The following is a 21,781-nucleotide window of genomic DNA, read 5'->3' on the forward strand; positions in this document are numbered from 1 at the left end:
AGGATCTCCTAGTAGCCGGGGCCGATCGCCTCGCTGGGCATGTCGCTCGGACGCGCCCGGCTGGGCGCCGAATTGCTGACCCCGGCCAGTTTCAGCGGCCTCGCCAGCTGGGTGGGCGCCGCCCGCCCGCGCAGCTCGACGACCTCGCCGACATCCCAGCACAGCGCCTCGGCGTCCAGGGCGCCGCTGACGGCGATCGCCGACGCCAGCACGTGGCCGCTCTCGAGTTTGGCCAGTTCGGTCAGCCGGGCGGCCTCGTTGACCGGGTCGCCGATCACGGTGTACTCGAACCGGGCCTGCGCGCCGATATGCCCGGCGATGGCCCTGCCCGACGACACCCCGATGCCGAACTCCGCGGAACCGATCACCGGGAGCAGCTCGTCGTGCAGCTCACGGGCCGCGGCCAGCGCACCGCCTGAGGAGTCGGGGTGCTCGATCGGCGCGCCGAAGATGGCCAGCGCGGCGTCGCCCTGGAACTTGTTGACGAAGCCGCCGTGCTTGCCGACGGTGTCCACCACCACCCGGAAGAATTCGTTGAGCAGGTGGACGACCTCGGCGGGCGGCCGCGTGGCGGCAAGCTTGGTGGACCCCACCAGGTCGACGAACAGCACCGCCACGTCGCGCTCCTGCCCGCCCAGCTCGGTGCCGCGCTCGAGGGCGCGGCGGGCCACGTCCTCGCCGACGTAGCGGCCGAACAGGTCGCGCAGCCGCTGCCGCTCGGACAGGTCACGCACCATGTCGTTGAAGCCGGCCTGCAGCAGCCCCAGCTCGCTGGCGTCGTAGATCTGCATGTGCGCGTTGTAGTTACCGCGCTGCACCTCCGACAGGGCCCAGCGCAGCTGGCGCAGCGGGTCGGCGATCGACATGGCCACCAGCAGCGTGCTGACGAAACCGATGCCCAGCGCCGCCACCGCCAGCAGCAGGATGGGGGTGAACAGCTTTTCGGGGGTGGCGTGCAGCAGTGACGCCTTGTCGGCCACCACCGCCAGCACGATCGCCAGCACCGGCACGGCGGTGGACAGCATCCAGGTCAGCATCTGGCGCAGGATCACGCCGGGTGCCTGGACGTTCTCGGGCACGCCGCTGCGCAGGGCGGCCACCGCCACCGGCCGGAGCACGCGCTCGGACTGCAGGTAGCCGATGATCGCGGTGGCGGCCGCGCCCAGGCCGGTGGCGACGGCCACGACGGGCGCGGCGAACCTGGCCACCGACCAGCTCGCGATGATGAACACCACGCCACCAATGGCCCAGGCCACCATGCTGGTGAGGGTCCGGTAGAAGGGCATCCGCAGCGCGCGGCTGCGGGCCAGCTCGGTGGCGGCCGGGTCGGCGTCGGCCAGCAGGATGTCGCGCCGCTGCCAGCGGAAGACCGGCATCAGCAGCTTGAGGCTGACGGCCCAGCCGGCCAGGACCAGGACCACCAACGACAATCCGAAGATCGCCAGGTTCAGCGCAGGCAGGTCCTGAAGCTGGATGCGGTCCTCGGGGGGCAGGGCGTAGCGCAGGAAACCGAGCACGAACAGCGCGCCGATGATGTCGGCCTGCAGCATGCTCAGCGAGAACAGCGGCCACGGGGTGCGCACCACCCAGCGGACGAATGCGCTGATCCGCCCGGGAAGTGATGCCGTTGTTGCCACGATCCCACCGTATCGGTCACCACAGACTTGTCGGCAATTCAGAAGTATCTCGGCAAGTCGCCGAAAAAGGCCGAAATGGGCCGATTTGTAACGAAACTGTCGCGGCGAGGTGGCCGATCGGTATCGGTCGGTAATCGTTACTAGTGTTGCCGGTGATGTCCGGAGTATTTACGCGGCTGGTAGGCCAGGAGGCCGTCACCGCCGAGTTGCTGGCCGCCGCCAGAGCCGCCCGCGGTGACGTGGTTCACAGCGGCGGCGGAGCCGGGACTATGACACATGCGTGGCTGATCACCGGCCCGCCGGGTTCCGGGCGCTCTGTGGCCGCGTTGTGCTTCGCGGCCGCGCTGCAGTGCACGTCTTCCGTCGAAGACGGCGGCCCGGGGTGCGGCCGGTGCCGGGCGTGCACGACGACCCTGGCGGGCACCCACGCCGACGTGCGCCGGGTGATCCCCGAGGGCCTGTCCATCGGCGTCGACGAGATGCGCGCGATCGTGCAGATCGCCTCGCGCCGGCCCAGCACCGGTCACCGGCAGATCGTGGTCGTCGAAGACGCCGACCGGCTGACCGAAGGCGCGGCCAACGCGCTGCTCAAGGTCGTCGAGGAACCGCCGCCGTCGACGGTTTTCCTGCTGTGCGCCCCGTCGGTGGACCCCGAGGACATCGCCGTCACGCTGCGGTCGCGGTGCCGGCACGTCGCGCTGGTGACGCCGTCGACCGAGGCGATCGCGGGCGTGCTGGTCGACAGCGACGGCCTGCCCCCCGACACGGCGACCTGGGCGGCGTCGGTCAGCGGCGGCCACGTGGGGCGGGCGCGCCGGCTGGCCACCGACCCCGAGGCCCGGGAGCGGCGCGAGCGGGCGCTGGCGCTGGTGCGCGACGCGGCCACCCCGTCGCGGGCCTACGCCGCCGCCGAGGAGTTGGTGGCCGCGGCCGAGGCCGAGGCGGTGGTGCTGACCGCCGACCGGGCCGAGGCCGAGACCGAGGAGTTGCGCACGGCGCTGGGGGCTGGGGGCACCGGCAAGGGCACGGCGGGCGCGATGCGTGGCGCCGCGGGCGCGATGAAAGATCTGGAGCGGCGCCAGAAGTCGCGTCATACCCGGGCCTCGCGTGATGCGCTGGACCGCGCGCTGATCGACCTGGCCACCTACTTCCGTGACGCGCTGCTGTTGTCGGCGCACGCCGGCGGGATACGGGCCAACCATCCCGACATGACCGAGCGCATCGCGTCGCTGGCCGCCCACGCCACGCCCGAGCGGCTGTTGCGGTGCATCGAGGCCGTCCTGGACTGCCGCGAGGCGCTGGCGGTCAACGTCAAGCCCAAGTTCGCCGTCGACGCGATGGTCGCCACCATCGGTGGCGAACTGCGCGATTGATTCGATGCGACTTGGGACGGCCGGCCCGGCTGCCGTAGACTCGTGCCGCCCGGCGAGAGGGTGTGCCGCCTTAGCTCAGTCGGTAGAGCGATTCACTCGTAATGAATAGGTCGGGGGTTCGATTCCCCCAGGCGGCTCCACCAACCAGCGGGTATGGTCCCGAATGAATCTGTCTTTGCGGCAGGCGGGGTTCATCAGGGGGTGGCCGATGTCGTTCGTGATCGCGGTCCCCGAGGCGCTGGCGGTAGCGGCCTCGGATGTCGAAGGTATCGGTTGGAGCCTGAGCGCGGCCAACGCGGCCGCCTCGGGCCCGACGACCGGGCTCCCGGCCGCGGGCGCCGACGAGGTGTCGGCGGCCGTCGCGTCGGTCTTCTCCCGGCAGGGTCAGGAATTCCAGGCGCTGACCTCCCGCGCGGCGGCCTTCCACGCGCAATTCGTGCAGAACCTGAACGCGATCGGCGCCGCGTACGCCGGCGTCGAGGCCGCCAACGCGTCTCCGCTGCAGGAACTGCTCGACGCGATCAACGCGCCGACCATGACGCTGCTGGGGCGCCCGCTGATCGGCAACGGCGCCAACGGCGCAACCGTCGGGGGCGTGGGCCAGAGCGGCGCGCCGGGCGGCCTGCTGTTCGGCAACGGCGGGGCGGGCGGCAACAGCACCGCAGCCGGGGTCGCCGGCGGAAACGGCGGGGCGGCCGGACTGTTCGGCACGGGTGGCGCCGGCGGTGCCGGCGGCGCCGCCACCGGGCCCGGCGGCATCGGGGGAGCCGGGGGCGCCGGCGGCCCGGGCGGATTCTTCGGTGCCGGCGGTGTCGGTGGCACGGGCGGCTACGGCCTGGCGCAAGGCGGCCCGGGTGGCGCCGGCGGCGCGGGCGGGCTCTTCGGTTTCGGCGGCCCGGACGTCGTCTCCGGCGGCGCGGGCGGCACCGGGGGCGCCTCCGGGGGGATCGGCGGTGCCGGCGGCGCGGGCGGCAACGGCGGGCTCGTCTTCGGCTCCGCGGGAACCGGCGGCACGGGCGGCGAGGGCGGCGCCCTCGGCGGCACGGGTGGCGCCGGCGGCTCGGCCGGGGCGTGGGGAGATGGCGGCGCCGGAGGCACCGGTGGCGTCGGCGCGTCCGGTGCGGGCGGCGCGGGCGGTGCGGGCGGCAACGGCGGAAGCTTCGAGGGGCTCGGCGGCAACGGCGGGACGGGCGGGACGGGCGTCGCGGGCAACGGCGGCGCCGGCGGCGTGGGCGGTGACTCCGTCGGGATCTCGGGTAACGGCGGGCTCGGCGGTGCCGGTGGAACGAGCGTCACGGCCCACGGCGGCAACGGCGGGGCCGGCGGCAACGCCGATCCCTTCATGGGCGCCGGCGGGGGCGGCGGTGTCGGAGGCACCGGCCTGACCGTCGGCGGCAACGGCGGGCGGGCGGCGCCGGGAGCGCCTTCAACGGCTCCGGCGGCGCGGGCGGTACGGGCGGCTTCGGCCAGACCGGCGGCAACGGCGGCGTCGGAGGCAACGCGGGCGCGATCGGTAACGGCGGCGTGGGCGGCGCCGGCGGCATCGGTTTGGTGACCGGAGGAAACGGCGGCAATGGCGGCAACGCGTCGGTGATCGGCAACGGCGGCAGCGGCGGGGCCGCCGGAGCCGGCCCCACGGCGGGCCTACCCGGCGCCGGGGGCGCCGGCGGCCTGTTCGGCGCGCCGGGCGGCACCGGGTCTACCTAGCCGGCGGCCCCGTCGCCGGCACCACGAAACCCACCGGCCCCGACGCGACGCACAGCGCCAGCGCGGCGGTGTCGGCCCGCACGGTGATCGCGTCACCGGCCCCCGGCAGCCGCACGAACACGCGGTTGAGTCCCGGGTGCACCGGGACTTTGACGCCGGGCCCCTGGGTGAGCGACATCGTCATCGATCCGTCGCTGTTGGCCAGGTAGTTGATCTCGGCGGTCCAGTCGGCGGGCAGCAGCGGCCCGTCGAGCACCAGCCGCGCCGGGTGATCGGGCTGCGCGAAGTAACCGCAGCGCGGCATCGGTCCCGGCGCGATGGTCCGGATCCAGGTCACGCGGGCGGGGACCAGCCGGCCCGAGCTGTCCAGCATGCGCAATTGCGTTGTGGCCATAGCGAAATCGGGCCTGTCGCGCAGCAGCGCGAACATGTGGCTGGCCAGCTGCTCGGGCGCGGCCACCCGCTGCAGAATTAGCGGGTCGACCTCCTGATCCAGCAGCGGCGCGTTCGACTCCGCGTGCGCGGCGGCCAACGCGGTCCGCACGTTGCGCAGGTAGGCCCGGGCGGGGTCGTCGCGCCAGCTCGTCAGGAACGTCGCGGTCGAGTAGAGGCTGCTGGCCAGGAACGACGCCGCCAGCCCGACGGTGACCGCGGCGCGGCGCGGCGACGCGTCCAGCCTGCGCGGCGCGGACGGCCGGTTGGGCGCGCAGAGCGCCACGGCGGTCAGCAGCGCCAGCACCACCACCAGGTCCGGCAGGTAGCGCAGGGTCTGCGCCAGCTCCAGCGCGGTCAACCGTGACGATCGCATCAGGTAGATCGGGACCTGGCAGGCGACGGCGTATCCCAGCGCGGTCAGCCACACCGGCCCGATGCGCTGTTTGCGGACGAGGGACACCGCCAGCAGCCCGGCCAGTACCAGCCAGCCCAGTACCGCGACGGCCGGCGGGGGCGTCGCCCACGGCGAGGCCGGCGCCCACCGGTCCCAGTGCCACGGTCCACCGGCCAGGCCCGGCACGATGCCGCGGGTGAACGACCGCACCAGCAGGTTCCACGTCATCGCGACGTCGAAACTCCACCGGCGCTGATTGACCACGGCCAGGTAGACCGCCACCCAGGCGACGGTCGTCGTCAGCGTGGCGACCCACAGCCGCGCCCCGGAGCGCCCCACCGTCCGCAGCGCCGTGGGGTCGCCCTGCACGTGGCGCAGCAGCGCGGCCACGGCGAACGCGACGAACGGGATCACCGCCGCCTTCTCGAAGAACAGCAGCCCGCCGAGGTAGGCCAGCGCGCCGGTCACGGCGTACCGCTGGTTGCCGGTGCGGACCAACAGGATCGCGTCGGCGCACACCCAGGACAGCGCGGCCAGCATCGGCAGCGAGTTCAGCGCCGCCGCCCACCACGCGAACCCGGGCACCGCCAGCGGGGTGAACAACGCGAACGTCAACGGGATCAGCAGCACCGGCCGCCAGCCGAGGATGACGTGCAACGCCCGCAGCAACGCCAGTGACGCCACCAGTTGCAGCACCAGCAGGCTGATCGCCGGGCCGGTCCAGTCCAGCGGGGCCAACCGGATGATGACGCCGGCGAGCAGGAATGCGCCCGGCATGAGGTGGCCGTCGTGGTCGTCGAACAGGTACGACGGCGACAGCAGGTGGTGGGTTGCGGCCTTGCCGACCAGGATCAGGTCGTCCCAGTAGAAGTAGCCGCCGAACGCCAGCGCCGCGCGCACGGCCAGCTGCGCCACGACGAGCGCGGCCGCCGCCACCGCCACTCTGTATGGTGGGCCGGTGCGAGCACTGGTTACCGGAGCGGCCGGATTCATCGGGTCGACGCTAGTCGACCGCCTGCTGGACGACGGTCACACGGTGGTCGGGCTGGACAACTTCGCGAGCGGTCGCGCGACCAACCTCGAGCACCTGGCCGGCAACCCCGCTTACGGCTTCGTCGAGGCCGACATCGTGACCGCCGACCTCGAGGCCATCCTCGCCGAGCACCGGCCCGAAGTGGTTTTCCATCTCGCCGCGCAGATCGACGTGCGCCGCTCGGTGGCCGAGCCGCAATTCGACGCGTCGGTCAACGTGATGGGCACGGTGCGCCTGGCCGAGGCCGCCCGCCGCGCGGGCGTGCGCAAGGTCGTGCACACCTCCTCGGGCGGGTCGATCTATGGCACCCCGCCGCGATACCCGACCCCGGAAACCGTTCCCACCGACCCGGCCTCGCCCTACGCCGCCGGCAAGGTGGCCGGGGAGATCTACCTGAACACCTTTCGTCACCTCTACGGAATCGAGTGCTCACACATCGCGCCGGCCAACGTCTACGGCCCGCGGCAGGACCCACACGGCGAGGCGGGCGTGGTGGCGATCTTCGCCCAGGCGCTGCTGTCCGGTAAGCCCACCAAGGTGTTCGGGGACGGCGGCAAGACCCGCGACTACGTGTTCGTCGACGACGTGGTGGACGCCTTCGTCAAGGCGGCCGGTGAGGCCGGCGGCGGGCAGCGTTTCAACATCGGCACCGGGCTGGAAACCTCGGACCGGCAACTGCATTCGGCGGTGGCGGCCGCCGTCGGCGGTCCCGACGAGCCGGAGTTCCATCCGGACCGCCTGGGCGACCTGAGGCGGTCCTGCCTCGACATCGGCCTGGCCCAGCGGGTTTTGGGCTGGCAGCCCAAGGTCCAGCTGGACGAAGGCGTGCGGCGCACCGTGGAATACTTCCGCAGCGTCCGTTGAGGACCGACGACTTACTCGAATTTCATTGTGCCCGAGCTTATTTCGGCCTCGGGCGGTTGCGCGCCCTCGAGCGCGACCGCCCGCGCCAGGCGCGCGTAGCGCAACTCCAGGTCCTTGAACCGCAGGTAGGTGCTCAGCGTGGTGAAGCAGAACGCCATGATCAGCGCGTAGAGCATCAGGTCGGTGCCGCGGCCGATCCCGAACCAGTGCGCGACCACCGTGGTGTCGTGTGGCCGCAGCACGGCGTAGATGCCGCCGAGCACGAACACGACATATCCGACCTTGACCCAGGCCCGCGACCGCGCGTTGCGGCGCGACCGCAGCAGGTAGACCAGCAGCGTGATGATCGAGGCGATCAGCAGCACCTGGATCCAGTTCATCGGGAAGTCCTCCCTCGCAGTAACCCGTCGAAGATGATGTTCACGCCGTTGAGCAGCGGCTGCCCCTTGGACTTGGAGTACTCGGTGTAGAGCACGTCGACGGGTTGTTCGGCCACCCGCCAATGGTTTTCGTCGACCAGCATGATGAATTCGTTGGCGTGGCTCATGCCGCTCATCGTGATGTTCAGCCCGTCGGCGACCTTCTTGTTGAACACCCGCAAGCCGTTGTTGGTGTCGGTCAGCCCGAGCCGGCGGCCGCGCCGGCTCAGCCGCGCGGCGGTCTGCAGCACGATTTGCTTGACGAACGGGGGCCGGCTGCCCTCGGGTGCCCCGAAGCGGGTCCCGATGACGACGTCGACGTCACCCGCGGCGAGCCGGTCGATCATCGCGGCGACGTCCTTGACGCGGTGCTGGCCGTCGGCGTCGAACGTTGCGAACACCTGCGCGCCGGGTTGCTTGCGCGCGTACTCGACGCCGGTCTGGATCGCCGCGCCCTGCCCCAGGTTGACCGGGTGGCGCACCAGGTGCGCGCCCGCCCGCCTGGCGATCTCCCCGGTGCCGTCGGTGCTGCCGTCGTCCACGCACACGACGTTGTCGAAGACCGCGCGCACATCGGCGATCACCTCGCCGATGACGGCGGCTTCGTTGAAGGCGGGGATGACGATCCAGACGTCGTGCATACCGGTGTTCGTTTTCGGAGCCATTTGTGCCCACAAGGTTAGCCAGGATCAGCCGGTTAGGCGCCCGGCGCGCGCCAGCGCGACCAGATGGACGCCGATCCCGACCAGCGGGCCCAGCAGCAGCCCCACCACGGTGCGGGTCTGCAGCGGCAGCGGCAACAGCAGCAGCAGTCCCGACGCCGCCGTCGCCCCCACCCAGCCCAGCGAGTAGGCGCGATGCAGAGCGGCCGCGACCGCGGCCGCACCCGTCAGCGTCAGCATGGCGATGGCCACCGCGGCCGCCGTCAGCCACGCCAGCAGCGGGCCGCTCGCGTGGTACTGCGGCCCGAAGCCGACCCGCAGCAGCCACGGGCCCACCACGCCCGCCGCCAGCACGCCGACCGCGCCGACGCCCCCGATGACGGCCGCCGGGGCCGACAGGGCGCGGACCCGGTCGCTGCGCTCGTCGACGAAGTGGGCGATCAGGTTGCCCTGCATCGCCGTCAACGGCACCAGCAGCGGCGCCCGGGTCAGCGTCACGGCCAGGATTATCACGCCGCCCTGCGGCCCGAGCTGGGCGCTGGTCAGCTTCAGCAGCACGGGGAACCCCATCACCAGGATCGCGCTGGCGCCGGCGGCGGTGATCGAATGCGCCGCGCCGCGCAGGAAGTTCGCCGTGCCGACGAAGGTCTGCCGACGCGCGATGGCGCGCGCCGCGGGCGAGGCCACCAGCATGAGCAGCCACGAGGCGGCGCCGGCCACGGTGGCCCACAGAAAGCCGACCAGGCCCCAGCCGAGCACGACGGTGGCCGCGGCGACGGCCACCCGCAACACTGCGTCGGTGACCATCAACGCCCCGTAGCGCGTCCAGTGGTTGGTGCCCGCCAGCATGCCCAGCAGCGTGGCGTGCAGGCAGAACCCGGCCAGCCCGGCGCTGAGCAGCCCGACCGAAAGCCACCGGGCCGAGACGAACACCCACCCGCCCCACAGCGGCGAGCTGCCGGCGATCGCCACGGCCGCTGCGACGCCGACCAGCGCGGCGACCCGCATGGGGCGTGTCCGCTCCGCGGGCGGTGGGCCGGCGTACTGCGTGGCGCGGACCTCGCGGGTGGTCTCCTGCAGCAGTCCGTTGGCGGCCCCGGTCACCAGGCCGAACGCGCCCCAGAACACCCCGAAGACCGAGAAGCCACCGGGCGCGAGGTCGCGGGCCGCCAGATAGATCACCGCGTAGCCGCACACCGCCGTCACCGCGGTCGCCGTGCCGACGCGGGCCACGCTGCCGCGGGCGACCGGCCCCCTCGAGGCTCCGACTTCAGTCATCTGCGCAGACCAGTCATAGCCACAATCTGAAAATAGTAAGTGGCCGGTGCGGTAAATCCCCGGAGCCGCGGGCGTTCGCTAAGGTGGGCGGCTGTCGGGAAGGAGCCATGGCCGCGTTCCGCACCTTCGGGATTTCGCTGGTGGTCACCGTGGCGGCCCTGGCCGCCGGGTATGCCCACGGCGGGCTCAAGGACCTGTTTCTGCTGCTGGTGCTCGCCATTCTCGAGGTGTCGCTGTCGTTCGACAACGCCATCATCAACGCCGCGATTCTCAAGCAGATGAGCCCGTTCTGGCGGCAGATGTTCTTGACCGTCGGGATTTTGATCGCGGTGTTCGGCATGCGGCTGGTGTTCCCGCTGCTGCTGGTGTGGGCGACCGCGGGCCTCGATCCCGTGCGCGCGATGGACTTGGCGCTGCACCCGCCGCCGCACGGCGGGCTGGTCTTCCCCGACGGGTCGCCGAGTTACGAGAAGCTGGTCGCCGCGGCCCACCCGCAGATCGCGGCGTTCGGCGGGACGTTCCTGCTGATGTTGTTCCTGGACTTCGTGTTTCACGATCGAGACATCAAGTGGCTCAAGTGGATCGAGGTGCCCTTCGCCCGCATCGGGCGCCTCGGCCAGGTGCCGGTGGCGGTTGCGTGCGTCACCCTGGTGCTGGCCGGCGCGTGCCTGACGCGCTCCGGTGACGAGCGCGCGACCGTGCTCACCGCGGGCCTGCTCGGACTGGTCTCCTACCTGGTGGTCAACGGCCTGAGCCGGGCCTTTCGCCCGCCCGACCTCGAGGCGGCCCAGGCCGGCCGGACCGGGGTGACGGGCAGGGCCGGCCTGGGGCTGTTCGTCTACCTCGAGGTCCTCGACGCCGCCTTCTCGTTCGACGGGGTCACCGGCGCCTTTGCCATCACGTCCGATCCCATCGTGATCGCGCTGGGTCTGGGCCTGGTGGGTTCGATGTTCGTCCGGTCGATCACGATCTTCCTGGTGCAACAGGAGGCGCTGGACCGCTACGTCTACCTCGAGCACGGCGCGCACTGGGCGATCGGGGTGCTGTCGGTGATCATGCTGGGATCGATCGACCCGAGATTCCAGGTGCCCGAGGCGGTCACCGCGTCGGTGGGCGTGGTCTTCATCGGCGCCGCGCTGGGCTGGAGCGTGTTGCGCAACCGGCGCCACGCCCGCGCACAGGGCGCCCGAACCTAGGCCTCGATCTGGCCCGCGATGCGCCGTTCGATGGCCGCCCGCGCCCGGGGCGGCAGCACGATCAGTCCGTCGATTTCCCGGCCAGCGCGCGTGTAGGCGTTCTGCCGCTCGTCGCGCGTCGCCGCCTCGTCGGTGGCCAGGTCGAGCAGGTGCCGGGCGCGTGCCAGGCGCTGCTGGTCATCCGCGGAGAAGTCGCTGCGACGGCGGCGGACCGCCTCGGCCTCGGCGATCTCGAACGCGGAGACGTACTCGTGGACCGCGTCGCGGTACTCGAGTTGCGCGTCGCGGTCGCCGACGAGGTCGTCGGGCCGTTCCGGGCGCAGCAGGTCAGCGCGTCGCATCGCGCGGTGGAACGCGATGGTCAGCGGCTCGCGCATGTCGGTCATCATCGGGAAGTCCAGCAGCTTCGCGACGTCGACCTCGTAGTCCAACCATCGGGCGTCGGTCGCGGCGTGGGTCTGCGCGGTCTTTACGAGTTCCCTGCGGACGCCTTCGGCGTCGGCGTTCGCCCGGCCGGAGGCCTGCGCCACGGCGATCTTGGCCTGCTGCTTGAGCCGGTAGCGCTCCATGCGACGCTCGGCCCGGCGCTCGTTCGCGGCGGCGATCGCCCGGACCGTCCCGCCGATGGCACCGCCCAGCGGGAAGATCAGCCACCAGAAGCTGGCGGCGAAATGCAGCGCCGGGGTCACATCGCCAGGATGCCACCGCGAATCGTCGCGCGGGTTACGCCAAAGGCGTAACCCGCTACGGCTTTTCCGGAGGGCTGGTGTCCGGAGGCTAGTGTCCGGAGGTCTTGAACCGCTCGATCGAGCGCTGGATCTCGGCCTCGGCGTCGGCGCGGCCGACCCAGTCCGCGGCCTTGACGAATTTGCCCGGCTCGAGGTCCTTGTAGTGCACGAAGAAGTGCTTGATGACGTCGAGCTCGAACTCCGGGACGTCGCCGATGTCCTGGACGTGCTCCCAGCGGTGGTCGCCGGCCGGCACGCACAGGACCTTGTCGTCGCCGCCCTTCTCGTCGGTCATCCGGAACATGCCCACGGGGCGGGCCTCGACGATGACGCCCGGGAACACCGACTGCGGCAGCAGCACCATCGCGTCCAGTGGGTCGCCGTCCTCGCCGAGGGTGTCCTCGATGAAGCCGTAATCGGTCGGGTAGCCCATCGCGGTGTACAGGTAGCGGTCCAGCCGCACCCGGCCCGTCTTGTGATCGATCTCGTATTTGTTCCGCTGACCCTTCAGGATCTCGATGGTCACATCGAATTCCACCGCGTCGGCTCCTTTCCTGGTTAGGAAGACCAAGTTTCCTCTGTTACACCCTAGTCGAGCATATGACCGCCGATTCGGCACAATGGCCCCAGACAGTCAGGAGGGTGATGGGTCGTACTCGCTGGCGGAAGTCCACCCAGGTGCTCGTCGGGCTGGCCGTGCTGGCGTTCGTCGCGGCCGTCGTGGCGGCGGCGACGTTCTTCACCACCGGTGGGCACGGCGGCGGCGCGCGGGCTCCCATACCGCCTCCGCACGCGCCGCCGGTGAAGCCGGGGATGGTCCCGGTCAGCGACAGCGCCGAGACGCCCAGCCCCGGCGGGGTGGCCGCCGCGCTGGCGGGCGTGGCCGCCGATCCCAACCTCGGCCGGCTCGGGGGCCGGATCACCGACGCCCTCACCGGCAAGGAGGTGTGGCAGGTCGCCGACGACGTGCCGCTCGTGCCGGCCTCGACCAACAAGGTCCTCACCTCGGCCGCGGCGCTGCTGACGCTGGACCGGCAGGCCCGGATCAGCACCAGGGTGGTCGCCGGCAGCCAGAACGCGCAGGGGCCGGTGGTCCTGGTGGGCGCCGGGGACCCGACGCTCTCGGCCGCGCCGCCGGATGCGCCGACCTGGTACAAGAACGCGCCGCGCGTCAGCGACCTCGTCGAGCAGATCAAGCGCAGCGGCATGACGCCCACGGCCGTGCAGGTGGACACCTCGGCGTTCACCGGTCCGACGATGGCGCAGGGCTGGGACCCGGCCGATGTCGACAACGGCGACATCGCGCCGATCGAGGCGGCGATGATCGACGCCGGGCGCATCCAGCCGAGCACGGTCAACTCGCGGCGCACCAGAACCCCGGCCCTGGACGCCGGGCGGGAGCTGGCCAAGGCGCTGGGCCTCGATCCCGGGGCGGTGACGATCGCGACGGCGCCGGCCGGCGCGCGGCAGCTGGCCGTCGTGCAGTCGGCGCCGCTGGTCCAGCGGCTGTCCCAGATGATGAACGCCTCGGACAACGTGATGGCCGAGTGCATCGCCCGTGAGGTGGCCGCGGCCATCAACCGGCCCCGCAGCTTCTCGGGCGCCGCCGACGCGGTGACCAACCGGCTGAGCACCGCGCACGTCGACACCACCGGCGCCGCGCTGATGGACTCCAGCGGCTTGTCCGTCGACGACCGGTTGACCGCGAAGACCCTCGACGGCGTCGTGCAGGCTGCCGCGGGGCCGGACCAGCCGTCCCTTCGTGCGCTGCTGGACCTGCTCCCGATCGCCGCCGGCAGCGGGACGCTGGCCGACCGCTTCGTCGACTCGGCCACCAACCAGGGCCCGGCCGGCTGGCTGCGCGCCAAAACCGGCTCGCTGACCGCCATCAACGCGCTGGCCGGTGTGCTCACCGACCGCAGCGGGCGGGTGCTCACGTTCGCGTTCCTGTCCAACGCCGCGGGCCCCAACGGCCGCAACGCGATGGACGCCCTGGCGGCGCGCCTGTGGTCCTGCGGGTGCGCATGAGCCCGCCGTCCGACCTGACCCTGGGCACCGCCGTCGACTGGCGCTTCGCGGCCACCGTCGGCCAGCGGCTGGCCCGGCCGGGCCCGCCGTCCAGCGACTACACCCGCCGCCAGGCGATCGACGAGCTGGCGAGCGCGGCCGCCCGGGCCGAGCCGCCGGTGCGTGACATCACCGGCCTGGTCACCAGCGGCGCCGTGCCGGCGGCGCGCATCGTCGACCGCTCCGCGTGGATCGGTGCGGCGGCCGAATCGATGCGGGTGATGATGGACGGCTCCGAGAAGCCGCGCGGGTTCCTCACCGGCCGCGTCACCGGCGCCCAGACGGGCGCCGTGCTGGCGTTCGTGTCGTCGGGCATCCTCGGCCAGTACGACCCGTTCGCCACCAACAACGGCTCCCGAGAGGGCTGCCTGCTGCTGGTGTATCCGAACGTGATCGCCGTCGAGCGCCAGCTGCGGGTCGAGCCCACCGATTTCCGGTTGTGGGTCTGCCTGCACGAGGTGACCCACCGCGTCCAGTTCACCGCCAACCCGTGGTTGTCCGAGTACATGTCGCAGGCGCTGGGGCTGCTGACGCGTGACCCCGGCGAAGACCTGGGGCAGCTGATCGCCCGGCTAGCCGAATTCGTCCGCAGCCGGCGCGACCCGGCGTCCGGATCCGACGGCAATTCACCGGGAATCCTCGGCCTGGTCCGGGCCGTGCAGTCCGAGCCCCAGCGCATCGCCCTGGACCAGCTGCTGGTGCTCGGCACGCTCCTCGAGGGCCATGCCGACCACGTGATGGACGCCGTGGGGCCCATGGTGGTGCCGTCCGTGGCGACCATCCGCCGCCGGTTCGACGAGCGACGCAATCGCAGACAACCTCCCCTGCAGCGCCTGCTGCGCGCCCTGCTGGGGCTCGACGCCAAGCTCAGCCAGTACACCCGCGGCAAGGCGTTCGTCGACCACGTGGTGGGCCGGGTGGGCATGGAGAAGTTCAACGCCGTCTGGTCGGGGCCCGAGACGCTGCCGCTGCCCGCCGAGATCGAAGAACCGCAGCGATGGATCGACCGGGTGCTGTAGCGCAGCTGCGCGCGGCCGTCGAGACGTTCGCCCGAACCCACCTCGCCGCCGGTGAGCGCTGGTGCGTGGCGCTGTCGGGCGGCGCGGACTCGCTGGCGCTGACCGCGGTGGCGGCCCGGCTGCGGCCCACGACGGCGCTGATCGTCGACCACGGGCTGCAACCCGGCTCGGCCGAGATTGCCGACACCGCCCGTGGTCAGGCGATAACTTTGGGATGCTTTGCGGCACAAGTACTTTCCGTCCAGGTAGGCGCCGGCGGCGGGCCGGAGGCGGCGGCCCGCGCCGCGCGTTACGCCGCGCTGGACGCCCACCGCGACGGCCCGGTGCTGCTGGCGCACACGCTCGACGACCAGGCCGAAACGGTGCTGCTGGGGTTGGGCCGGGGCTCCGGGGGGCGCTCGATGGCCGGGATGCGTCCATACGATCCGCCGTGGTGCCGGCCGCTGCTGGGCGTGCGGCGCGCCGCGACCCATGCCGCGTGCCGCGAGCTCGGCCTGACCGCTTGGCAGGACCCGCACAACCGCGACCGGCGCTTCACCCGGTCGCGGCTGCGGCTGGAGGTGCTGCCGCTGCTCGAGGACGTCCTGGGCGGCGGGGTGGCCGAGGCGCTGGCCCGCACCGCGACGGCGCTGCGTGAGGACACCGAGCTCATCGACACGCTCGCCGAACAGGCCCTGCAGGACGTGCGCGAGGGCGCGCAATTGCGGGTCGGCGCCCTGGCCGCGCTGCCGGACCCGGTGCGGCGGCGAGTGATCCGCGGCTGGCTGCTGGCCGGGGGTGCGACGGGGCTGACGGACAAGCAGATCCGCGGCGTGGACGCGCTGGTCACGGCCTGGCGCGGGCAGGGCGGGGTGGCGGTGGGGTCGGCCTTGCGCAGCGAGAGGTTGATCGCGGGACGGCGCGACGGCGCCCTGCTCCTGTGGCGTGAACCCGTCCGGTAGCCCGCAACACCGGGCCTGCCGTTGGTTATCGGCCCGCAGCCGTGGCACGCTGTGGGCGTGGCCCAGATCTCCTCGGCGATCACCCCCGCCCAGCCCGTGGAGCTTTATCCGGGGGACATCGAGTCAGTGCTGCTCACAGCGGAGCAGATTCAGGCCCGCATCGCCGAACTCGGCGACCACATCGGCAACGACTATCGCGACGCCGCCGGCGAGACGGGCCAGGACCTGCTGCTGATCACGGTGCTCAAGGGCGCTGTGATGTTCGTCACCGACCTGGCCCGCGCGATCCCAGTGCCGACCCAGTTCGAGTTCATGGCCGTCAGCTCCTACGGGTCCTCGACGTCGTCGTCCGGCGTGGTGCGGATTCTCAAAGACCTGGACCGCGACATCAACGGGCGCGACGTGCTGATCGTCGAGGACGTCGTCGACTCGGGCCTGACGCTGTCCTGGCTGCTGCGCAACCTGAGCAGCCGCCATCCGCGCTCGCTGCGCGTCTGCACGCTGCTGCGCAAGCCCGACGCCCGGGGCGCCAACGTCGACATCTCCTACGTGGGGTTCGACATCCCCAACGACTTCGTCGTCGGCTACGGCCTGGATTACGACGAGCGCTACCGCGATCTGCCCTACATCGGCACCCTGCACCCCAGGGTCTACCAGCAGTAGCTCGGCGACTCAGTCCAACTCCCATACGGCGGTGACCGAGAAGCTCACGGTCTGCTGGCCGGGCTCGAGCGGGACGGCGCTCGGCATGGCCCTGGGCGCCGGCAGCACGGGCGCCGCATTGGCGGGCGCCTCGGAGATGGCGAGGATCTTGCCCAGCCGCAGCCCGGACAGCTGCGCGTACTGGTCGGCCCGGCCCTTGGCGTCGTCGAACGCCCGCGCCCGGGCGTCCTTCACCAGCTGCGAGTCGTCGGCGATCGAGTAGCTGACCGAGCTGATGCGGGTGGCGTCGCCGCCGGTGCCGACGATCAGGGCCAGCAGCCGCGACGCCGCCTCGGGCGGGTGGATCTTCACCTCGATGGAGTTGGCGGCCCGGTAACCGGTGATGGCCGGCGTTTCGTTCGGCCCGGGATTGCCGTACTGCGGCTGCAGCGTGACCTCGGTGGTTCGGATGTCCTTGCGGTCGACGCCCGCGCCGAGGAGCGCGTTGATGACGGCCTGCTGGCGGTCGTTGGTCCGGTTCATCGCGGTCGTGACGTCCGGCGCGGTGAACTCGACGGCCACGTCGGCGGTCAGCGTGTCCGGGACGCCCTGCACCTGCCCCGAACCCACCACGGTCACCTGTCGCGGACTCGCGGTGTCCTCCTCGGATCCACAGCCGGCCACCGTCGCGACGGCCAAACCCGCGGCGGCCCAGGCGATCGTCCTGCGGTAGGCCGGCACACTGAGTTTCGGCATGGGTGGAACCCTCTCAGAAGGGCGGGTCGTCGGGCAAGGGGCGGCCGGGGAGCACACGCGACGCCCTGGGTGCACACGCGACGGCCGGGGAGCGCACTCATCGCCCAGGGTGCACATTCAGCGCCCTGGCAGCACACTCACCGGCCGGGTTGCACACTCAACGCCCACGCAGCACATGCGCCGGCCGGGGCTTCGGTTGTGCGCTCACGGTTTTGAGTGTGCGTGTAGGGCGGTGTTCGTCGGCGTGTCGCCGCCCTGGGTGCACACTCAACGCCCACGCTGCACACTCAACGCCCTGGCAGCACACTCAACCCCCACGCAGCACACTCAACGCCCACGCTGCACACTCAACGCCCTGGCAGCACACTCAACGCCCACGCAGCACACGCGCCGGCCGGGGCTTCGGTTGTGCGCTCACGGTTTTGAGTGTGCGTGTAGGGCGGTGTTCGGCGGCGTGTCGCCGCCCTGGGTGCACACGCGACGCCCTGGGTGCACACGCGACGCCCTGGGTGCACACTCGACGCCCACGCTGCACACTCAACGCCCACGCTGCACACCCGACGCCCACGCTGCACACTCAACGCGGTCCGACGGCAGTCGCTCGAATCTGCGCGGCGCCAACGGCCGTAATTGCCTGTGGGGCTAGCGCGTTGGTGCTGTGCGCCGGTCGGCGCGAATAGGGCTCACGGCCGACCAGCCCATGCGGCCGCTGCACCCGCGCCTAGGGCGTGACGAGAATCTTGCAGTGCCGCTCGGGGTCGGCGAGGTCGTCAAAGGCCTCGCCGACCCCGTCCAGTCCCACCTCCCCGGTGATCACCGGGGTGACGTCGATCTGCCCCTCGGCCAGGGCGCGCAGCGAGTCGGTGAACTCGTCGGGCGTGTAGGCCAGCACGAACTGGACGTTGATCTCCTTGGCAATCGCGAAGAACGGGTGCACGGTGTCGGGTTGCATGCACACCCCGGCGACCACCAGGCGGGTGCCCGGCCGGGCCCGCAGCAGCACGTCGTCGATGATCCCCGGGACGCCGACCGCCTCGAACACCACTGCGGGTTTGACGGTGTCGAACGGCGAGCCCTGCGCCGCGTCCAGCGTCTGATGGGCGCCCATCGCGGTAGCCAACTCCCGACGTTTCGGCGAGAAATCCGATGCCACAATCGTTTCCACACCGCGGGCCCGCAACGCCGCGACGATCGCGATGCCGATGGGGCCGCAGCCCAGCACCAGCGCCGTCTCGCCCGTCGCGATGTTCGACTTGTTGACGGCGTGCAACCCGACGGCTATCGGTTCGGTAAGGGCCGCGTGCCTGAGGTCGAGCCCGTTGGGAATCGGCAGCAGCAGCGGCGCCGACAGCAGCATCCGCTCGGCGTAGCCGCCGATGGTGTGGTTGCTGTACACGATCGGCTCGACCCCCTTGGCGGACAACAGCACCGGCAGCGAGGTGACCAGGGTCCCCGGCGGGTGGGTCTCGGTGTCCGGCCCGGCCTCGAGCACCTCGGCGCTGAATTCGTGGCCCATGAAGACGTCGTGCTCCAGGTCGACGCGCATGGCGCCCGCGCCGCCGGCCACCCGGTCGCTCATTTCCAGCACCTGGGCGCCGTGTGCGGCGAAATGCAGGTCCGAACCGCAGATTCCACACGCCCGCACGGCGACCAGCACCTGCCCGGCCTCGGGTACCGGCTCGGGCACGTCGTCCCGATACACCATGCGGCCGTCCCGCAGGACCGCGGCGCGCATCAGCGACCCCCCTCGGTTTCGGCCACATGCTCGGTGATGGCTTTGACGACGGCCTCCCCGGCGCGACCGATCAGCTGGTCCCGCCTGCCCTTCGCCCACTCGTGCGACGAGCGCGAGGCCTGCAGCTGGCCCTTGAAATGCGGAATCACCTTGCGCGCCATCAGGTCGTAGCAGCGGTAGGTCGCCTCGGGGGACGCCCAGTCGTGGCCCAGCATCAGCAGCGTGCCAAATCCGCCCGAACGCTCCAGCAGGTCCTCGATGTGGGCGATCGCCTCGTCAGGCGTGCCGATGCAGCAATTTCCTTTGGCCGCGTAGTCTTCGACGAAATCGTGCGGTGTCTGGGCGGCGCCGTCGACGGCGTTGGACAGCGGGACGAATCCGGCCGCACCGAAGTAATTGGCGAAATCCTGCAGCCCGTAGGTGCAGTCGTCGATCGCGCGCTCGCGGGTGTCCGCGACGTGCATGATGCTCAGTACCCGCCAGTTCGCCCGGTCCGGCTCGTCGCGACCGGCTTTGGCGGCCTGTTCGCGCACTACGTCCCACGTGGTCTCCAGCGCGGCATACCCGCCGGGCACCGACATGGACAGCGACAGCAGCGACGTACCCAGGGCACCCGCGAGCCGCGGGCCGGACGGGGAAATCATTGCCGCGGTGGAGATCTCGGGATACGGCCAGGTGTAGGGGCGGATGTGCAACTGCGCGTCGCGCAGCGTGAACCAGTCGGAGTGGCGGTCGATGCGCTCGGACGGCGCGGCGCGCAGCAGAGCGAGGATGGCCTCCAGGGATTCCTGCATCATCCGCCGCTGCTCGACCGGGTCGATGCCCATCATGTAGGCGTCCGACGGCAGCGCGCCGGGGCCCGTGCCGAACATCACGCGGCCGCGGGTCAGGTGGTCGAGCAGCACCCAGCGATCGGCCACCATCAGCGGGTGGTGATACGGCAGCGAGACCACCCCGGTGCCCAGTCGAATGTGCTTGGTTCGCTCCGCGGCCGCCGCGATGAACACCTCGGGGCAGGCGATCAGCTCGTAACCGCCGGAGTGATGTTCACCGAACCAGGCTTCGTCGAACCCCAGGCGATCCAGTGCGACGACACGTTCCATGTCGTATTCCAGCGCCACAGTGGGGGATTGGCCGGTCGGGTGAAACGGGGTGATGAAGACGCCGAAGCGCAGGGGTGCGACCGTCACCAGGTGACCCCTTTCAGGAATCCGAGCAGTTCCGCGTTCACCTCGTCGGGCCGTTCCTGCTGCAGCCAATGTCCGGCGCCGTCGATCATCACCTCGCGGTAGGGCCCGGAGATCACCTCCGAAACACGGTCGCGACTGGTGAAGGACAGGACCGGGTCGCCCGTCCCCGCCATGAAGAGGCAGGGCACACCGATTGTGGCGCCGTCGAGTTCGGCGGTGGTCTCCCAGTTGCGGTCGAAATTGCGGTACCAGTTCAGGCCCCCGGTGAAACCGGTGCGGGAGAACTCGCTGACGTAGTGGTCGATTTCCTCCTGGCTGATCCAATCGGGCAGCCCGTCGGGTTCGGGAAGGCGATCGATGAAACCCTGCGGACCGGGGGCCGCCATCTTCAGCATCGCTTCCGGGCCGCCGGAACCCGTCAAGCCGCCCATCATCCGGCGCATGGTTCGGGCCGGGTCGCCGTTGAGCTCGGCGTCGGCGACACCCGGCTCCTGGAAATACAGGATGTAGAAGAAATTCTCGCCGAAGAGCTTGCGCCACGCCTTCGTCGGCGCGACATGCGAGCGGGGTAGCGCCGGCACGCTCAGCGCGGCGACGGCCGCGACCCGGTCGGGATGCAGCAGCGGCGCGTGCCACGCCACCGGCGCGCCCCAGTCGTGTCCGACCCACGCGGCCCGTTCGGCGCCGACGTCGTCGAGCAGGCCGACCAGGTCGGCGGTCAGTTCGTGAATGTCGTAGGCCTCGACCGCTTCGGGCCGCGACGAGCCGCCGTAGCCGCGCTGATCGGGCGCCAGCACGTGGTAGCCCGCCTCGGCCAGGGCCGGTATCTGGTGTCGCCACGAGTACGCGAGTTCGGGGAAGCCGTGAGCCAGGATGACGACGGGCGCGCCGCGGTCGCCCGCCTCGATCACCCGGAGTTGCACACCGTTGGTATCCACGAGCCGCTCGGTCGTCGTGGGATCGGGAGAGGGCATGTCTCACCAAATCACAACGGCTTCTGGCTGAGAAGGGGTTTGCCGGGTGCGACGCCTTGTAGGGTCGCCGTGTCGGGTGTGACCGCAGAGGGGTGGACGGATCGGTGAGGCTGGACCACATCGTGGTGTGGACGAGGGACCCGCGGGTCTCGATGGACTTCTATTCGCGCGTGGTCGGCCTGGCGCCGGTCCGATTTGACGAATTCGAGGCCGGCGAGGCGCCCTTCCCGAGCGTGCGGGTGTGTGGTGACTCGATCATCGACCTGATCCCGGTGGACAACGCCGCCGGCACCGAGTCGATGACGCGGGTGAAGGGCAGCGCCGGCCACCCCGTCAACCATCTCTGCCTGGCGCTGTCCAAAGACGAGTACGACGCGCTGGACCGGCGCCTGCAATCCGAAGGCGTGGACACCAGCTCGCGACTACACCACTCGTTCGGGGCCCGGGGCTGGTCGCCGCAGACGTTCTACTTCGCCGACCCCGACGGCAACGTCCTCGAAGCCCGCTACTACGAGTAGCCGCCCCGACGCCCGCGGGCCGCGGGGTGGGAACCGTGGGTCGTTGTAGAGGAGGATGGCGGCAACCCGCTGCGCCCCGGCGCTGCCGGGGCTGGCGATTGCCGCGACAGCGATGGCGGCAACCCGCTGCGCCCCGGCGCTGCCGGGGCTGGCGATTGCCGCGACAGCGATGGCGGCAACCCGCTGCGCCCCGGCGCTGCCGGGGCTGGCGAT

The 21,781-nt window shown here is 71.4% G+C and carries 19 protein-coding genes, 1 tRNA gene and 1 pseudogene; 10 read left to right on the forward strand and 11 right to left on the reverse strand.

Features of this window, described 5'->3' with window-relative positions:
* Positions 1-8 precede the first annotated feature (8 nt).
* A complete protein-coding gene (locus tag G6N48_RS21405; RefSeq protein ID WP_232066816.1) occupies positions 9-1,685 on the reverse strand; it encodes an adenylate/guanylate cyclase domain-containing protein in 1,677 nt (558 codons plus the stop codon).
* Between the two features lie 107 nt (positions 1,686-1,792).
* On the opposite strand from G6N48_RS21405, the gene G6N48_RS21410 reads away from it, so the two are divergent.
* From G6N48_RS21410 to G6N48_RS21420, 3 genes and pseudogenes are all read left to right on the forward strand, one after another.
* On the forward strand, positions 1,793-3,010 hold the full coding sequence (locus G6N48_RS21410) for a DNA polymerase III subunit delta' (RefSeq protein WP_085267367.1): 1,218 nt from the start codon (positions 1,793-1,795) through the stop codon (positions 3,008-3,010).
* 64 nt (positions 3,011-3,074) lie between these two features.
* Positions 3,075-3,150 (forward strand) — tRNA-Thr (locus G6N48_RS21415).
* 68 nt (positions 3,151-3,218) lie between these two features.
* Positions 3,219-4,717 (forward strand): annotated as a pseudogene (locus G6N48_RS21420) (PE family protein).
* Here G6N48_RS21420 and G6N48_RS21425 read toward each other — a convergent pair.
* Positions 4,710-6,539, reverse strand: a complete 1,830-nt coding sequence (locus G6N48_RS21425) for a hypothetical protein (protein WP_163670897.1) — start codon at positions 6,537-6,539, stop codon at positions 4,710-4,712. The pseudogene G6N48_RS21420 and the gene G6N48_RS21425 sit on opposite strands and share 8 nt — an antisense overlap.
* Between G6N48_RS21425 and G6N48_RS21430 the strand changes: the two genes are divergently transcribed.
* On the forward strand, positions 6,505-7,443 hold the full coding sequence (locus G6N48_RS21430) for an NAD-dependent epimerase/dehydratase family protein (RefSeq protein ID WP_085267346.1): 939 nt from the start codon (positions 6,505-6,507) through the stop codon (positions 7,441-7,443). The two genes, G6N48_RS21425 and G6N48_RS21430, sit on opposite strands and share 35 nt — an antisense overlap.
* A gap of 11 nt (positions 7,444-7,454) precedes the next feature.
* Here G6N48_RS21430 and G6N48_RS21435 read toward each other — a convergent pair whose 3' ends face one another.
* Genes G6N48_RS21435 through G6N48_RS21445 form a run of 3 tightly spaced genes read right to left on the reverse strand, consistent with a single transcriptional unit; the run spans position 7,455 to position 9,802 of the window.
* Positions 7,455-7,823, reverse strand: a complete 369-nt coding sequence (locus G6N48_RS21435) for a DUF2304 domain-containing protein (RefSeq protein WP_085267347.1) — start codon at positions 7,821-7,823, stop codon at positions 7,455-7,457.
* Positions 7,820-8,527, reverse strand: coding sequence for a glycosyltransferase family 2 protein (locus tag G6N48_RS21440; protein ID WP_085267348.1), 708 nt, complete (start codon positions 8,525-8,527; stop codon positions 7,820-7,822). The genes G6N48_RS21435 and G6N48_RS21440 overlap by 4 nt, the downstream gene beginning before the upstream one ends.
* A 24-nt stretch (positions 8,528-8,551) precedes the next feature.
* Entirely contained in the window at positions 8,552-9,802 is a 1,251-nt protein-coding gene (locus G6N48_RS21445; protein WP_085267349.1) for a hypothetical protein, read from the reverse strand.
* Positions 9,803-9,909: 107 nt separating this feature from the next.
* On the opposite strand from G6N48_RS21445, the gene G6N48_RS21450 reads away from it, so the two are divergent.
* On the forward strand, positions 9,910-10,998 hold the full coding sequence (locus G6N48_RS21450; protein WP_085267350.1) for a DUF475 domain-containing protein: 1,089 nt from the start codon (positions 9,910-9,912) through the stop codon (positions 10,996-10,998).
* Here G6N48_RS21450 and G6N48_RS21455 read toward each other — a convergent pair.
* Complete coding sequence (locus tag G6N48_RS21455; RefSeq protein WP_085267351.1) at positions 10,995-11,687, reverse strand: hypothetical protein; 693 nt, start codon at positions 11,685-11,687, stop codon at positions 10,995-10,997. The genes G6N48_RS21450 and G6N48_RS21455 overlap by 4 nt on opposite strands.
* An 88-nt stretch (positions 11,688-11,775) precedes the next feature.
* Positions 11,776-12,264 (reverse strand): inorganic diphosphatase, encoded by a 489-nt coding sequence (locus tag G6N48_RS21460; protein WP_085267352.1) that lies wholly within the window; start codon positions 12,262-12,264, stop codon positions 11,776-11,778.
* A 107-nt stretch (positions 12,265-12,371) separates the two neighbouring features.
* On the opposite strand from G6N48_RS21460, the gene dacB reads away from it, so the two are divergent.
* The 4 genes from dacB to hpt are packed head-to-tail and all read left to right on the forward strand — an operon-like array spanning position 12,372 to position 16,416.
* Positions 12,372-13,754, forward strand: a complete 1,383-nt coding sequence (gene dacB / locus G6N48_RS21465; RefSeq protein ID WP_139825588.1) for a D-alanyl-D-alanine carboxypeptidase/D-alanyl-D-alanine endopeptidase — start codon at positions 12,372-12,374, stop codon at positions 13,752-13,754.
* Entirely contained in the window at positions 13,751-14,812 is a 1,062-nt protein-coding gene (locus tag G6N48_RS21470) for a zinc-dependent metalloprotease (protein WP_085267369.1), read from the forward strand. The genes dacB and G6N48_RS21470 overlap by 4 nt, the downstream gene beginning before the upstream one ends.
* Positions 14,791-15,753 (forward strand): tRNA lysidine(34) synthetase TilS, encoded by a 963-nt coding sequence (tilS, locus tag G6N48_RS21475; protein ID WP_085267354.1) that lies wholly within the window; start codon positions 14,791-14,793, stop codon positions 15,751-15,753. Before G6N48_RS21470 ends, tilS begins: the two co-directional genes overlap by 22 nt.
* Before the next feature lie 51 nt (positions 15,754-15,804).
* On the forward strand, positions 15,805-16,416 hold the full coding sequence (gene hpt / locus G6N48_RS21480) for a hypoxanthine phosphoribosyltransferase (RefSeq protein ID WP_085267355.1): 612 nt from the start codon (positions 15,805-15,807) through the stop codon (positions 16,414-16,416).
* A gap of 9 nt (positions 16,417-16,425) precedes the next feature.
* On the opposite strand, the gene G6N48_RS21485 is transcribed toward hpt, so the two are convergent.
* The 4 genes from G6N48_RS21485 to G6N48_RS21500 all read right to left on the reverse strand — a co-directional run bounded on the left by G6N48_RS21485 (position 16,426) and on the right by G6N48_RS21500 (position 21,050).
* The gene (locus tag G6N48_RS21485; protein WP_085267356.1) at positions 16,426-17,151 is read right to left on the reverse strand and encodes an SIMPL domain-containing protein; all 726 of its coding nucleotides are present in this window, start codon (positions 17,149-17,151) and stop codon (positions 16,426-16,428) included.
* Positions 17,152-17,872: 721 nt separating this feature from the next.
* Complete coding sequence (locus G6N48_RS21490; RefSeq protein WP_085267357.1) at positions 17,873-18,886, reverse strand: zinc-binding dehydrogenase; 1,014 nt, start codon at positions 18,884-18,886, stop codon at positions 17,873-17,875.
* On the reverse strand, positions 18,886-20,076 hold the full coding sequence (locus G6N48_RS21495) for an LLM class flavin-dependent oxidoreductase (protein ID WP_085267358.1): 1,191 nt from the start codon (positions 20,074-20,076) through the stop codon (positions 18,886-18,888). Before G6N48_RS21495 ends, G6N48_RS21490 begins: the two co-directional genes overlap by 1 nt.
* Complete coding sequence (locus G6N48_RS21500) at positions 20,073-21,050, reverse strand: alpha/beta fold hydrolase (RefSeq protein ID WP_085267359.1); 978 nt, start codon at positions 21,048-21,050, stop codon at positions 20,073-20,075. Before G6N48_RS21500 ends, G6N48_RS21495 begins: the two co-directional genes overlap by 4 nt.
* Positions 21,051-21,154: 104 nt before the next feature.
* On the opposite strand from G6N48_RS21500, the gene G6N48_RS21505 reads away from it, so the two are divergent.
* Positions 21,155-21,568: a VOC family protein gene (locus G6N48_RS21505; protein ID WP_085267370.1), complete on the forward strand. Its 414-nt coding sequence runs from the start codon at positions 21,155-21,157 to the stop codon at positions 21,566-21,568.
* The last annotated feature ends 213 nt before the right edge of the window (positions 21,569-21,781 follow it).

Origin of the sequence: Mycobacterium parmense (assembly GCF_010730575.1) — a bacterium.
Classification (GTDB): Bacteria; Actinomycetota; Actinomycetes; order Mycobacteriales; family Mycobacteriaceae; genus Mycobacterium; species Mycobacterium parmense.